Below are 13816 nucleotides of genomic sequence, written 5' to 3'. Positions count from 1 at the left end.
TCGCGCTATTGCTGAAACGCGGAAGCTTGGACATGTCAAGCCAAACCGCAGCGTTCAGACATGTGTCGTAAAGCGCCGTGACAAACCGTGCCTGCGCCTTATAGTCCCTGACATGACGTCCAAGTGCCGCTTTCATCTTCGCCCCGCCCGTGCCGACGAGTTCGATTTCGTGGCCGAGATCTATATTGCTGCGATGCGGCCCCTGATGCAGCAGCTGGACGCGTGGGACGAGCCGATGCGCCGCGCCGCGATCAGGCGCTCATACAAGGCCGCCGATTCGCGCATCATCAGCCGCGACGGCGCCGATATCGGCTGGATTCAGGTGACCGAGCGCGATGCCGATTACAATCTGGCGCAGATCCAGATCCTTGAGGAATATTGCGGCCTCGGCATCGGCAGCGAGATCATCAATGCGCTGCTTGACCGCGCGGCGGATGAGGGCAAGACCGTCTCGCTGTCGGCGGTGCGGGTGAACCGGGCCATCGGGCTTTACCAGCGCATGGGCTTTCGCGTGATCGACCCCGAGGCCAGCCCGATCATCGACATGGTCTGGACCCCCGCGTCGCAATGATATCCGCATCCCGCGCCCCCGAGCCGATCGCGGACGGCGCCAAGGCGCATGTTCTGGGCACGCATCGCGGTCGTGCCCCGCACGAGACCGTGGCGCGGTTACAGCCGCTTTTGGCGCAGATGGGCATCACCCGGCTGGCAGATATCACCGGGCTGGACCGGATCGGCGTCCCGGTGATGATGGCCTGCCGGCCCATGGCGCGGTCGCTGGCGATCTCGCTGGGCAAGGGGCTGGACCGGGCGGCGGCCAGCGCCTCGGCGCTGATGGAGGCGGCCGAGCTTTACCACGCCGAACATATCGAGCTGCCGCTGAAACTGGGCAGCCGCCGCGACCTTGCCGCCCGGCACGAGCTGGCGCAGGTGGAGCGGCTGGCGCAGGTCTCGGACTACTATCACGACGATCTTCCCCTGCTCTGGGTCGAGGGGCGGGATCTGGTCTCGGGCCGGTCGCGCTGGTTGCCGCTGGAATGTGTCAGCGCCGATTTCACCGCCCCGCCCGGTCCCGGTGCCGGCTGTTTCGACAACAGCAGCAACGGGCTTGCCTCGGGCAACAGCCTGCCCGAGGCAATTTGCCATGGGCTGTGCGAATTGATCGAGCGCGACGCCACCACGCTGTGGCAGGCCGATCCGCAGGCGCAGGCCGCGACCGGGCTGGATCTGGCCAGCGTTTCCGATCCGGCCTGCCGGCAGGTGATCGGGCAGGTGGTGACGGCGGGCTTTGACCTGAAGGTCTGGGAGACCACCAGCGACATTGGCGTGGCCGGGTTCTTTTGCCAGATCATCGACCTGTGCGATGCGCGCGGCCATGTCGGGATCGGCGCCGGGGTGCACCCCAGCCGCGACATCGCGCTGCTGCGCGCCGTGACCGAGGCGGTGCAGGTGCGCGCCACCTATATCTCGGGCGCGCGCGACGATCTGCAACCGCGCGACTTTGCCGCCGAGGTCATGGCCCGGCGCGCGTGGCAGGCCGGGCGGCTGCGGGACGCGCATCGCCCGGCGCGGGATTTCGCGGCGGTGCCGGACCGGCAGGCTGCGTCCTTTCACGACGATCTGGACTGGCTTCTGGCGCGGCTGCGGGCCGTGGGGCTGGACGAGGTGATTGCCGTCGACCTCAGCCGGTCCGAGCTGGGGCTGGCGGTGGTGCGCGTCGCGGTGCCGGGGCTGGAGGGGCCGGACGACCATCCGGGTTACCGGCCCGGCGCCCGTGCTGCGGCCCGTGCCGCCGCTCGCGTCCGCACCTTGGCAGAGGCGCCATGAGCGCGCTGATCTTTGCCGGGCCCTCGCTGCGGGCGGTGGACCGCGGCGCCTATCCCGGCCTGACCTTTCTGCCCCCGGCCCGGCAGGGTGATCTTTATGCCGCTGCCTGCACCCGGCCGGACGCCATCGGCCTGATCGACGGCTATTTCGACGGCGTGCCGGCGGTGCTGCACAAGGAAATCCTGTGGGCGCTGTCGCAGGGCATCGCGGTATTCGGCGCCGCCAGCATGGGCGCCCTGCGTGCGGCTGAAATGCAGGGGCTGGGCATGGTCGGGGTGGGTCGCATCTTTTGCGATTATCGCGACGGCGTGCTCGGCGATGATGACGAGGTGGCGCTGATCCACGGCCCGGCCGAGCTGGATTTTCCCGCGCTGAGCCTGCCGATGGTGGATCTGCGCGCCACGCTGGCGCGGGCGGTCGCGCAGGGCGTGCTGGACCCTGCGGCGGCGGACGCGCTGGCTGCGGCGCAAAAGGCGGTGTTCTACAAGCGGCGCAACTGGCCCGATCTGCTGGCGGGGCTGGCGCCCGACCGGCCCGAACTGGCCGCGTGGCTGGCGCAGAACCAGGTCGATCAGAAACGCGCCGATGCGCAAGAGCTGCTGGCCGCTGTCGCCGCGCATCTGGACCAGCCTGCCGCGCCTGCGCCCGCGCCGCGCTTTCGGGCGACAGCGGCATGGAACGCCGCGCCCTGGCGCGACACCGGGCACGAAAGCGATGCCAGCGGGCTGCAATCGGCCATCCTTGATCAGCTGCGGCTGGACCCCGAGGCCTATCGGGCCTGCCGGATGCAGGCGCTGCTGCGCCATCCGGCGCCGGGGCGGGGGGATGCCTTGAGCGATCAGGCGGCCATTCTGGCCGAGCTGCGCGGCACGCATGGATTATTGCGTCAGGCCGATCTGATCGCCTGGGCCAAGGCGCAAGATCTGGACGCGGCCGGTCTGCAGCGGCTTTTGACCGCCGAGGCCACGATTCGCGACCGGGCGCGCCGGCTGGACGCCCGGCTGGGCGCGGCGGTGCTGGATCGGTTGCGCTGGGATGGCCGCTATCCCGTCCTGAGGGCGCAAGCCCTTGCACGGTTGGCGGCGGCCCGGGATGAGCCGCCGCGCCAGACCCCGCCCGCGCCGCTGCTGGTCGATTGGTTCTTTCGCAGCCGCAACCTAGGCATCCCGGCGGATCTGTCGGAATTCGTGGCGGAATTGGGGTTTTCCGACCTCGACCGCTTTCTTTTGCTGCTGGCACAGGCCTATGCGCTGCGGGACAGTCGCGCGCCCTGATTGGATGAATGCGACGATATGGCTTGCGCCATGCGAAAGCCTGCTCATATTGTCGGATAAGTAAACAATCTCAGTATGGTGCAGAGCCGATGTCAGAATCCTTGCTCAGCCCTTCGCGTATCGCCCTGTTCGGGCGTGTCGTCGAGGACCTTCATATCTCGGCCGCCGCCGTGGGCGAGGCATCGTCCCCCAGCCTGCTGGAACAGCAGCTGCGCGCCAAGGACGCCTGTTTCGCCCGGATCTACGGCTTTTCCTATGAGGGGCTGTTCCACGTCCTGCCGCATCCGGCGCTGGTGATGGTGCATGGCGACGGCGCCCCGACCCATCCCGACCAGCTGGGTCAGGCGGGGGACGCACCGACGGGGCTGCCCGAGGGGCTGCGGAGCTGGGCCTATGACAAAGGCGATTATACCATGCTCTTGCAGATCCATTCGGGCACGCTGGACCAGCTGCTGTTGCAGGGCGAGGGGCCGCATGTCGGCATGAGCCTGCGCGGCATGAGCGCCCCGGGACCACGCGGCATGAGCGCCCCCGGCCCGCGCGGCATGAGCGCCCCGGGACCACGCGGCATGAGCGCGCCCGGTCCGCGCGACAGCGACGACAAGGACGACTGATCGCGCGCGCGCCCTGCGCGCCCATGATCCGATCCCGCTACGGCCTGCCGCCTGTCCATGGGGGCAGGCGTTCAGCTTCCCTACACAAGACAAATCCATGGCTCGGCAACCCCAGGCGGTCCTCAAGACGCAACTGAAAGATTTTGATCTGTTCGCGGGCGTCGATGACGCCGTGCTGGACGAGATCGCGGTGCTGTCGCGGCTGCGCCGGATGCCGGCCGGCCAGTTGCTGATGGAACAGGGCGCGCCCGGTGACAGCGTGTTTCTGGTCGTCTCGGGCAGCTTCATTTCCGTGCTCTGGACCAAGGACGGCCGCGAGCTGGCCTTTCGCACGCTGAACTCGGGTGCGGTGATCGGCGAATTGGCGGTGATTTCGGGGGGCGCGCGCTCGCTGTCGCTTTACGCCCATACCGACAGCACCGTGATCGAGCTTCCCGGCCCCGATTTCCTGCGCCTGATCGACACGCATCGCCCGATCCGCGAGGCGTTGTTGCACAGCATGGTGCGCATGATCCACGATCTGACCCGGCGCGTGCACGAGCTGCGCACCCTGCGGGTCGAGGATCGTCTGCGCGCCTATCTGCTGCGCGCGGCGCTGGATCAGGGGCCGCTGGTGCCGGGGATGGTGCTGGAACACGCCCATAGCCATGCCCATGTCGGCGACATGATCGGTGCCAACCGCGAGGCCGTGACCCGCAGCCTTGCCGCGCTCAGGACCGAGGGTGTGATCGACTATGGCCGCGGCTTCATCCGCATCATCGCCCCCGAGGCGCTGATGGCCGACAACCTGCAATAGTGCCGGGCCGGCGCGCCGGACCTCGGGTGCAGGGCGGGCACGCCTTTCTTGACATCAAGGGGGCGAGGCTGCCTTATGTGGGCCACCTCATGAGAGGCGCTGACATGGCAGAAAGCATCCAGAAGGCGGATTGGGAACGGTTTCGCGCCTTGGGCAGCGTGCCGCCAAGCATCCGCGAAATCGTGCTGCGGTCGTGGGTCAGGTCGCGCGACAGCGTCGGGCTGGAGGGGCTCAAGCGCGCGCCCTCGGTCGCGGATGAGGAATTGCGCAGCATCCGCAGCCGCAATGCCCGGCTGCGACAGGCGGCGCGCGATGCGGTCGGGCGCACCGGCTATATGCTGGACGGCGCCGGGGCCATGCTGTTGTTGTGCGACCGGGCGGGAATGGTGCTGGATGCGACCGGCGATGCGCGGGTGCGCGCCCGGGGCGAGGAAAACCACCTGCATCCGGGCGGGCGCTGGGACCACGGCGCGATCGGCACCAATGCCATCGGCACCGCGCTGCATCTGGGCAAGCCGGTCAGCATCGCCGGGGTCGAGCATTTCTGCGAAGAAATCCAGCGCTGGTCCTGCGCGGCGGCGCCGGTGCGCGATCCGATCACCGGGCGCATCCTTGGCGCGGTCGATATCTCGGCCCCCTCGGACGAAACGCTGCGCCAGGGCGCGGCGCTGTCGGTCAGTCTGGCCATGCAGATCGAGGAGGCGCTGCGCCGGCTGGGTCTGCAAGAGCACCGCATCCTTGTCGATCGGCTGCTGTCCCGGCGGGGCCGCAGCGGCGAGGAGATGCTGCTTTTGGACCGATACGGCAACCGCATCTGGACCAGCGAGAATTTCAGCCGCGCCGAAGAGCGCCTTGGGCTGGGCCAGCGGGTGCTGGAGGATCTGGCCGGGCAGGCCGATCACGACAATGACGGCGATCCGCGCGCGCTGGTCGGCCTGATGCGCGCGGCGCTGCCCGATGCCGAGGTGGACCTGATCTCGGAGCGGGGCGAGCCTCTGGGGGTGATCCTCAGCTTTGTGGCGGCGCGGCCGCGCGCTGTGGCGCAGACCGATCTGGCCGCCATCTCGGCCACCGGGCCGGCGCTGGCGGCGATCTGCGCCGAGGCGGCCGAGCTGGTCAGGGCCGGGGTGTCGCTGCTGATCGAGGGGCCGGCCGGCAGCGGCAAGGAAACGCTGGCCCGCGCGCTGCACGGCGCCGGCCCGCTGGCGCAATTGCCGCTGGAGGTGGTGGATTGCAGCCTGCTGGACGCTGACGGCCTGCGCGGCGGGCCGGGCGGCACCACCGGGGCGGTGGGCGACATTCTGGCGCGGCTGGCCGAAACCGGCGGCACGCTGGTGCTGGACGAGCCGGCCGAAACGCCCGCTGCGGTTCAGGCGCTCTTGGCGCAGGCCTTGGCACATCTGCGCCGCGCGGCCGGGGCGCCGGTGCAGTTCATCAGCCTGTCCTCGGTCGCGCTGGCCGAACGTCTGGCGGCGGGGGCGCTGCGGGCGGATCTGCATTTCCGGCTGTCGGGCGCGATCCTGCGCCTGCCGGCGCTGGCCGAGCGGCGCGGCGATCTGGGGCAACTGACCCGGCGCTTTTCCACGGTCTATTCCGACCGCCGCAAGGGCAGCGCGCTGCGCTTTACCCCGGGGGCGATGCTGCGGCTGCAGACCCATGACTGGCCCGGCAATCTGCGCGAATTGCGCAACCTGATCGAGGCGCTGTCGGCCACCTCGTTCAGCCGGCTGATCGATGTCAAGGATCTGCCGCAGGCCTTGGCGCAGGGCCAGAGGCCGGGGCGCGAGGACACGCTGCGCGACCGCGAACGGGCCGAGATCCTGAACGCTGTCGCCGAATGCGGCGGCAAGATGACCGAGGTGGCGCGCCGGCTCGGCATCTCGCGCTCGACGCTTTATCTGAAGCTGGAACAATACGGCGTGCCGCGCGGCCGTCGCGGCTGATTCCCGCGTCGCGGCGGCGCGTCATCGCGTCCGCAGCATGTCCGGCGGATTGTCCGAAAACCGGACACCCGCCGTCCCGGCGCCAAGGCATCCTTCCGATACGCCACGGGGAGGTGGCGTCAGGGAAGGAGGACTTACCCGTGCCATTGGACAAACAGACGGGCCGTCGCGTGCAGGTGCTTGGCATCGACGCGGGCGGCACCATGACCGACACGTTCTTTGTCGACAGCGACGGTGATTTCGTCGTCGGCAAGGCGCAGTCGACGCCGCAGAACGAGGCGCTTGGCCTGATCGCCAGCTCGAAAGAGGGGCTGGAGCATTGGGGCCTGACGCTGGAGGACGCGCTGGGCGAGATCCAGACCGGCGTCTACTCCGGCACCGCGATGCTGAACCGCGTCGTGCAGCGTAAGGGGCTGCGCTGCGGGCTGATCGTCAATGCGGGGATGGAGGATTTCCACCGCATGGGCCGCGCGATCCAGGCCTATCTGGGTTTCGCCTATGAGGACCGCATCCACCTGAACACGCATTACTACGACGAGCCTCTGGTGCCGCGCCACCTGACGCGCGGCGTGATGGAGCGGGTGGACATGTCCGGCACCGTGGTCATCCCGCTGCGCGAGGACACCGCCCGGCAGGCCGCGCGCGAGCTGATCGCCGAGGATGTCGAGGGCATCGTGATCTCGCTTTTGCACAGCTATCGCAACCCGGGCCATGAACGCCGCGTGCGCGACATCGTGCAGGAAGAGGTCGAGGACTCGGGCAAGAAGATCCCGGTCTTTGCCTCGACCGATTACTATCCGGTGCGCAAGGAAACCCACCGCACCAATACCACGATCCTGGAAGCCTATGCCGCCGAGCCTTCGCGTCAGACGCTGAGCAAGATCACGGCGGCCTTCAAGGAGAACGGCTCGAAATTCGATTTCCGGGTGATGGCCACGCATGGCGGCACCATCAGCTGGAAGGCCAAGGAACTGGCGCGCACCATCGTCTCGGGCCCCATCGGCGGCGTGATCGGCGCGAAATATCTGGGCGAGGTGCTGGGCTATTCCAATATCGCCTGTTCGGATATTGGCGGCACGTCGTTCGACGTGGCGCTGATCACCCAGAACGAGCTGACGATCCGCAATGACCCCGATATGGCGCGGCTGGTGCTGTCGCTGCCGCTGGTGGCGATGGATTCGGTCGGCGCGGGCGCGGGCTCGTTCATCCGGCTGGACCCCTATACCAAGGCGATCAAGCTGGGCCCCGACAGCGCCGGCTACCGCGTCGGCGTCTGCTGGGAGGCCTCGGGGATCGAGACGGTGACGATCTCGGATTGCCACGTCATTCTGGGCTATCTGAACCCCGACAACTTCCTTGGCGGGCAGGTGAAGCTGGACCGCGAACGCGCCTGGAATGCGATGAAGGAACAGATCGCCGATCCCCTGGGCCTGTCGGTCGAGGATGCGGCGGCGGGCGTGATCGAGCTTCTGGACAGCGACCTGCGCGACTATCTGCGGGCGATGATCTCGGGCAAGGGCTCGACGCCGGGGAACTTCGTCTGCTTCAGCTATGGCGGTGCCGGGCCGGTCCACACCTATGGCTATACCGAGGGGCTGGGCTTTGAGGATGTGATCGTGCCGGCATGGGCTGCGGGCTTTTCCGCCTTTGGCTGCGCGGCGGCGGATTTCGAATATCGCTATGACAAGTCGCTGGACATCAACATCGCCAGCGACGCCAGCGCCGATCTGAAGGCCAATCAGGCCGCGACCCTGCAAGAGGCATGGGAAGAGCTGAAAGAGCGCGTGCTGGAGGAGTTCGAGATCAACGGCTATTCCGCCGACCGCGTGCAGCTGCAACCGGGTTTCCGCATGCAGTATCGCGGCCAGCTCAATGATCTGGAAATCGAAAGCCCGATCATGACCGCCCATTCCGCCGAGGATTGGGACAAGCTGGTCGATGCCTTCAACGACACCTATGGCCGCGTCTATGCCGCCTCGGCCCGCTCGCCAGAGCTGGGCTATTCGGTGACCGGCGCGATCATGCGCGGCACGGTGCCGATCCCGAAACCCAAGATCCCCAAGGAGCCCGAGGTCGGCCCGACCCCGCCCGACGCGGCCCGGCTCGGCACGCGGAAATTCTACCGGCACAAGAAATGGGTCGATGCGCAGCTCTATCGGATGGAGGCCCTGCAGCCCGGCAACCGCATCACCGGCCCGGCGGTCATCGAATCCGACGCGACCACCTTCGTGGTGCCGGGCGGCTTCGAGACATGGCTGGACGGCCACCGCCTGTTCCACCTGAAAGAAGTCTGAAATCGACGGGAGGAGAAACACGATGAACATGCAATCCAAGGTCGATACCCGCGGCATCGTTCGCGGCGGCGAGACCCTGAAACAACACCGCGACCGGCTGATGGACGCCACCAAGCAGACGAAACATTACGCCGGGCTGGAAAGGCTGGAGCTGCGCGACAGCGACCCGATCAAATACAACAAGCTGTTCTCGCGCCTGCGGGCCGGCGTCGTCGATGCCCGCGAGACCGCCAAGAAGATCGCGGCATCGCCCATCGTCGAGCAAGAGGGCGAGCTGTGCTTTACCCTGTATAATGCGGCGGGGGATTCGATCCTGACCTCGACCGGCATCATCATCCATGTCGGCACCATGGGCGCCGCGATCAAATACATGATCGAGAACGGCTGGGAGGATAACCCCGGCATCAGGGACAAGGATATCTTCTGCAACAACGACAGCCTGATCGGCAACGTCCACCCCTGCGACATCCACACCATCGTGCCGATCTTTCACGAGGGCGAGCTGATCGGCTGGGTCGGTGGCGTCACCCATGTGATCGACACCGGCTCGGTGGGGCCGGGGTCGATGTCCACGGGGCAGGTGCAGCGCTTTGGCGACGGCTATTCCATCACCTGCCGCAAGATCGGCGAGAATGATGAGCTGAAGCGCGACTGGCTGCATGAAAGCCAGCGCATGGTGCGCACCACCCGCTACTGGATGCTGGACGAACGCACCCGCGTCGCCGGCTGCCACATGATCCGCGATCTGGTGCAGGAGGTGATCGCCGACGAAGGCATCGAATCCTATTGGAAATTCGCCTATGAATCGGTCGAACACGGCCGCATCGGGTTGCAGGCCCGCATCAAGGCGATGACCATTCCCGGCAAATACCGTCAGGTCGGCTTTGTCGATGTGCCCTATGCGCATGAGGACGTGCGCGTGCCGTCCGATTTCGCCAAGGTCGACACGATCATGCACACGCCCTCGGAAATCACCATCCGCCCCGATGGCACATGGCGGCTGGATTTCGAGGGTGCCTCCCGGTGGGGCTGGCACACCTACAACGCCCATCAGGTCAGTTTCACCAGCGGCATCTGGGTGATGATGACGCAGTCGCTGATCCCGATCGAGATGATCAACGATGGCGCCGCCTATGGCACCGAATTCCGGCTGCCCAAGGGCACATGGATGAACCCCGACGACCGGCGGGTGGCCTTCAGCTATTCTTGGCACTTCCTTGTGTCCAGCTGGACGGCGCTGTGGCGCGGGCTCAGCCGGGCCTATTTCGGCCGCGGCTATCTGGAAGAGGTCAACGCCGGCAACGCCAATACCTCGAACTGGCTGCAGGGCGGTGGCTTCAACCAATATGACGAGATCCACGCCGTGAACTCGTTCGAATGCGCTGCCAACGGGGTCGGGGCCAGCGCCCATCAGGACGGCATCAGCCATGCCGCCGCCGTCTGGAACCCCGAAGGCGACATGGGCGACATGGAAATCTGGGAACTGGCCGAGCCGCTGGTCTATCTGGGCCGGCAGATCAAGGCCAGCTCGGGCGGCGCGGGCAAGTATCGCGGCGGCTGCGGGTTTGAAAGCCTGCGCATGGTCTGGAACGCCAAGGATTGGACGATGTTCTTCATGGGCAACGGCCATATCAGCTCGGACTGGGGGCTGATGGGCGGCTATCCGGCGGCCTCGGGCTATCGCTTCGAGGCGCATGACACCCGCCTGAAGGAGATCATCGAAAACGGCGGCGCCATTCCGCATGGCGGCGATACCGACCCCGAGCACCCGATCTGGGAAGGGATGCTGCCCGATGCCCGCATCAAGCGCGACAAGCAGGCGATCACCACCGAGGCGATGTTCAAGGATTACGATCTTTACCTGAACTATATGCGCGGTGGCCCCGGTTTCGGCGATCCTCTGGACCGCGAGCCGCAGAAGGTGGCCGATGACGTGAACGGCGGCTATCTGCTGCCCCGCTTTGCGCAAAGCGTCTATGGCGTGGTGCTGGACGGCGCGGGCGACGGGCTGAAAGGCGTCGATCAGGCCGCAACCGTGGCCCTGCGCCAAAAGATCCGCCAGCAGCGTCTGGCGGAATCGGTGCCGACGCAGGAATGGATGGCCGACGAACGCCAGCGCATTCTGGCCAAGGACGCCGGTGTGCATGTCCAGCAGATGTTTGCCGCCTCGTTCAAGCTGGGCCCGCGCTTCGAGCAGCAGTTCCGCAGCTTCTGGGATCTGCCCGCCGACTGGCGGCTGATGGAGGCGGATCTGCCGATCCCGTCCTACGGGCGCGAATACTCGATGGATATTTCCGAACTGCCGGACGTCAAGACCGTCCAGTTCGTCGAGGAATGAGCGTCCCGGCTGCGCCCGCCCCCCAAGGGGCGCAGCCACCCCTTCAAGGCCAATCCAAGGGAGGAACCGATGGCCTATACGAAAGCCAAGATCAAGGACCTGGTGGACGGCAATATCGACCGCGACACGCTGCACACCATGCTGTCCACACCCAAGGACAAGGAGCGTTTCCAAATCTATCTGGAGATCCTGCAAGAGCAGGTCGACTGGGACGATCCGATCATCCTGCCGCTGGGGCCCAAGCTTTATATCGTGCAGCGCAAGGCGGACCGGAAATGGATGATCCGCAGTCAGGCCGGTCACGATTTCTGCGAATGGAACCAGAACTGGAAACTGCACGCCCGCGTCCGCGTGCGCAACACCGCCGCCCAGATGGAAGAGCTTTATCCCCGGCTGATGGCGCCCTCGCCCGAATGGCAGGTGATCCGGGAATATTTCTGCCCGCTCTCGGGGGACCTGCTGGACGTCGAGGCGCCGACGCCGTGGTATCCTGTCATCCATGATTTCGAGCCCGATATCGAGGCCTTCTACAAGGACTGGCTGGGTCTGCCGGTGCCCGAAAGGGCCTGAGACAGCCTTCGGCATCGCGGGCGGCCATAGCGTCGCCCGCTTTCATTCTTGCCCTCACGCGCAGCGGCTGGCTGTCCGAAAATCGGACAGGCGGGGCGACAGGCGGGATCATACAAAAGGCGCATGGCTATCCAACGGAGGGAGAGAACCATGAAAGCACTTGTTTATCAGGGACCGGGCCAGAAGGACTGGATCGAAAAGGAAAAGCCCGGCATCGAGAAGCCGACCGACGTGATCGTGCGGATCACCCGGACGACGATCTGCGGCACCGACCTGCATATCCTCAAGGGCGACGTTCCCGCCGTCACTCCCGGCCGCACGCTCGGGCATGAGGGCGTCGGCGTGGTCGAGGCGGTCGGCGAGGCGGTGGCCAATTTCAAACCCGGCGATGCGGTGCTGATCTCTTGCGTGACCTCATGCGGGCGCTGCGCCAATTGCAAGCGCCAGCTTTACGCCCATTGCGACGATGGCGGCTGGATTCTGGGCCACAAGATCGATGGCACCCAGGCCGAATATGTCCGCATCCCGCATGGCGACATCTCGCTTTACCTGCTGCCCGAGGGCGTGGACGAAGAGGCGCTGGTGATGCTGTCGGACATCATGCCCACCGGCATGGAGATCGGCGTGCAGGCCGGCCATGTGAAACCCGGCGACACCATCGCCATCGTCGGCGCGGGGCCGGTCGGCATGTCGGTGCTGCTGACGGCGCAATTCTATTCTCCGGGCCGGATCATCATGATCGACATGGACGCCGCCCGGCTGGAGCTGGCCCAGCAATTCGGCGCGACCGATCTGGTGCAGGTCGGGGCCGAGGATGTCGTGGCGCGGGTGCTGGAGATGACCGGCGGGCGCGGCGTCGATGTTGCCATCGAGGCCGTCGGCATTCCCGCGACCTTCGACATCTGCCAAAAGATCGTCTCGGCTGGCGGCAACATCGCCAATGTCGGCGTGCACGGCAAACCGGTGCAGCTGCATATCGAGGAATTGTGGATCAAGAACATCAATATCTCGATGGGGCTGGTCTGCACCAATACCACGCCGATGCTGATTAAGACCCTGCAATCGGGCAAGGTCGATCCGGCCCGGCTGGTCACGCACCGCTTTGCGCTGGGCGAGATCCTGCAGGCCTATGAGGTGTTCGGCAATGCCGCGCGCGAAAAGGCGATGAAGGTGATCCTGACGGCCTGACCCCGGGCCCGATCCTGCCGCAGGCCGGGCCAAACTGGTCCGGCCCCCCGCCGCCGATCGGTGGGGCCCGATCAGCGGGCCGGGCGCAGGCCGGGGGCACCGGCCAGAAAACCATCGGCAAAGGCCGCGCCCGGCATTGCCGCACCCAGCGCCGTCAGGGTGGCCCCGGGCGGGGAAATCCCGCGCAGCGCCCGGTCATAGATGTCGATGATCGCCGCGAAATCGCCATGCTGCGGCGAGATGCGGATGGCGCTGACGCCCGCCTCCCCAAGGTCGCGGATCTGGCGGGCGACGGTGGTATGGGCATGGCCCATGGTCTGCACGCCATTGACGGTCAGAAAGCTTTTCCCATCCAGCGTCTGCACCTCGCGCCCGTCCGGATCTTCGCCGCAGACGAATTGGCAGCTGTCCTTGGCGCGGTCGTGCAGCCGGGCGTGATAGCAGCGCCCCGAGATCGCCAGCGGCGCCCGGCCATGGCCCCAGACCTCGACCGCGACCCCGGCCTCGCGCCCGGCCTGCGCCAGCACCCGGACCGAATCCAGCGGCAGTTCCGGCGGCAGGCAGATCCGCGTCGCGCCCTTGCGCGCCAGCCAATACAGCGTGCCCTCGTTATAGACATTGACCATCGGGCCGACCTGAAAGGGCGCGCCCTCGGGCAGGTGTTTCAGCGCGCCCAGATCGGCGATCTCGACCGGGATGCCGGCGGCGAACAGCTCGGCGGTCTGGCGGCGCTCGCGTTTCAGTGTGATCAGCGCCAGCGTGGACAGCGCCACCTCGGTGCCGGCGGCCAGCAGGGTCTCGACAGCGCCGGGGATCTCGTGCTGCCAGAACGGCAGTCGCTTGGAGCAGACCCATTCGCCGATCACCACCCGCCGCGCCGGGCTGGTGGCAAGGTCGCGGTAAAAGTCGCGCATGCGTTCGGCGGTCCAGAAAAAGGCGACCGGGCCGATGGTCAGGTCCATGGTCATCGCA

Annotated in this window: 11 protein-coding genes; 10 read left to right on the top strand and 1 reads right to left on the bottom strand. The window is 66.8% G+C overall.

Annotated elements, in window-relative coordinates:
• The first annotated feature begins 112 nt into the window (after nt 1-112).
• From GL279_RS03895 to GL279_RS03850, 10 genes are all read left to right on the top strand, one after another.
• Nucleotides 113-571, top strand: a complete 459-nt coding sequence (locus tag GL279_RS03895) for a GNAT family N-acetyltransferase (protein ID WP_170293914.1) — start codon at nt 113-115, stop codon at nt 569-571.
• The gene (locus tag GL279_RS03890; RefSeq protein WP_155063288.1) at nt 568-1827 is read left to right on the top strand and encodes a YcaO-like family protein; all 1260 of its coding nucleotides are present in this window, start codon (nt 568-570) and stop codon (nt 1825-1827) included. The genes GL279_RS03895 and GL279_RS03890 overlap by 4 nt, the downstream gene beginning before the upstream one ends.
• Complete coding sequence (locus GL279_RS03885; RefSeq protein WP_155063287.1) at nt 1824-3101, top strand: TfuA-like protein; 1278 nt, start codon at nt 1824-1826, stop codon at nt 3099-3101. The genes GL279_RS03890 and GL279_RS03885 overlap by 4 nt, the downstream gene beginning before the upstream one ends.
• 89 nt (nt 3102-3190) lie before the next feature.
• Nucleotides 3191-3715: a hypothetical protein gene (locus tag GL279_RS03880; protein ID WP_211371247.1), complete on the top strand. Its 525-nt coding sequence runs from the start codon at nt 3191-3193 to the stop codon at nt 3713-3715.
• Nucleotides 3716-3812: 97 nt separating this feature from the next.
• A complete protein-coding gene (locus GL279_RS03875; RefSeq protein ID WP_155063286.1) occupies nt 3813-4511 on the top strand; it encodes a Crp/Fnr family transcriptional regulator in 699 nt (232 codons plus the stop codon).
• Nucleotides 4512-4615: 104 nt separating this feature from the next.
• Nucleotides 4616-6454 (top strand): sigma-54-dependent Fis family transcriptional regulator, encoded by a 1839-nt coding sequence (locus GL279_RS03870; protein WP_246175121.1) that lies wholly within the window; start codon nt 4616-4618, stop codon nt 6452-6454.
• Nucleotides 6455-6600: 146 nt separating this feature from the next.
• Nucleotides 6601-8748, top strand: coding sequence for a hydantoinase/oxoprolinase family protein (locus tag GL279_RS03865; RefSeq protein ID WP_155063317.1), 2148 nt, complete (start codon nt 6601-6603; stop codon nt 8746-8748).
• Between the two features lie 22 nt (nt 8749-8770).
• Complete coding sequence (locus GL279_RS03860) at nt 8771-11086, top strand: hydantoinase B/oxoprolinase family protein (RefSeq protein ID WP_155063285.1); 2316 nt, start codon at nt 8771-8773, stop codon at nt 11084-11086.
• A gap of 69 nt (nt 11087-11155) precedes the next feature.
• Nucleotides 11156-11656, top strand: a complete 501-nt coding sequence (locus GL279_RS03855) for an acetone carboxylase subunit gamma (RefSeq protein ID WP_155063284.1) — start codon at nt 11156-11158, stop codon at nt 11654-11656.
• Between the two features lie 150 nt (nt 11657-11806).
• Nucleotides 11807-12844, top strand: a complete 1038-nt coding sequence (locus GL279_RS03850; protein ID WP_155063283.1) for a zinc-dependent alcohol dehydrogenase family protein — start codon at nt 11807-11809, stop codon at nt 12842-12844.
• Nucleotides 12845-12915: 71 nt separating this feature from the next.
• Here GL279_RS03850 and ubiV read toward each other — a convergent pair whose 3' ends face one another.
• On the bottom strand, nt 12916-13806 hold the full coding sequence (gene ubiV / locus GL279_RS03845; protein WP_155063316.1) for a ubiquinone anaerobic biosynthesis protein UbiV: 891 nt from the start codon (nt 13804-13806) through the stop codon (nt 12916-12918).
• Nucleotides 13807-13816: the final 10 nt, after the last annotated feature.

Origin of the sequence: Paracoccus limosus, assembly GCF_009711185.1 — a bacterium.
GTDB lineage: Bacteria > Pseudomonadota > Alphaproteobacteria > Rhodobacterales > Rhodobacteraceae > Paracoccus > Paracoccus limosus.
This window is presented reverse-complemented; position numbering and strand designations above follow the sequence as displayed.

What these genes read in the sequence shown, in the direction of transcription:
- GL279_RS03855 (WP_155063284.1), top strand. Translation starts at nt 11,156, where the DNA reads ATGGCCTATACGAAAGCCAAGATCAAGGACCTGGTGGACGGCAATATC.
- GL279_RS03875 (WP_155063286.1), top strand. Translation starts at nt 3,813, where the DNA reads ATGGCTCGGCAACCCCAGGCGGTCCTCAAGACGCAACTGAAAGATTTT.
- ubiV (WP_155063316.1), bottom strand. Translation starts at nt 13,806, where the DNA reads ATGGACCTGACCATCGGCCCGGTCGCCTTTTTCTGGACCGCCGAACGC.
- GL279_RS03885 (WP_155063287.1), top strand. Translation starts at nt 1,824, where the DNA reads ATGAGCGCGCTGATCTTTGCCGGGCCCTCGCTGCGGGCGGTGGACCGC.
- GL279_RS03870 (WP_246175121.1), top strand. Translation starts at nt 4,616, where the DNA reads ATGGCAGAAAGCATCCAGAAGGCGGATTGGGAACGGTTTCGCGCCTTG.
- GL279_RS03860 (WP_155063285.1), top strand. Translation starts at nt 8,771, where the DNA reads ATGAACATGCAATCCAAGGTCGATACCCGCGGCATCGTTCGCGGCGGC.
- GL279_RS03850 (WP_155063283.1), top strand. Translation starts at nt 11,807, where the DNA reads ATGAAAGCACTTGTTTATCAGGGACCGGGCCAGAAGGACTGGATCGAA.
- GL279_RS03880 (WP_211371247.1), top strand. Translation starts at nt 3,191, where the DNA reads ATGTCAGAATCCTTGCTCAGCCCTTCGCGTATCGCCCTGTTCGGGCGT.
- GL279_RS03895 (WP_170293914.1), top strand. Translation starts at nt 113, where the DNA reads ATGACGTCCAAGTGCCGCTTTCATCTTCGCCCCGCCCGTGCCGACGAG.
- GL279_RS03890 (WP_155063288.1), top strand. Translation starts at nt 568, where the DNA reads ATGATATCCGCATCCCGCGCCCCCGAGCCGATCGCGGACGGCGCCAAG.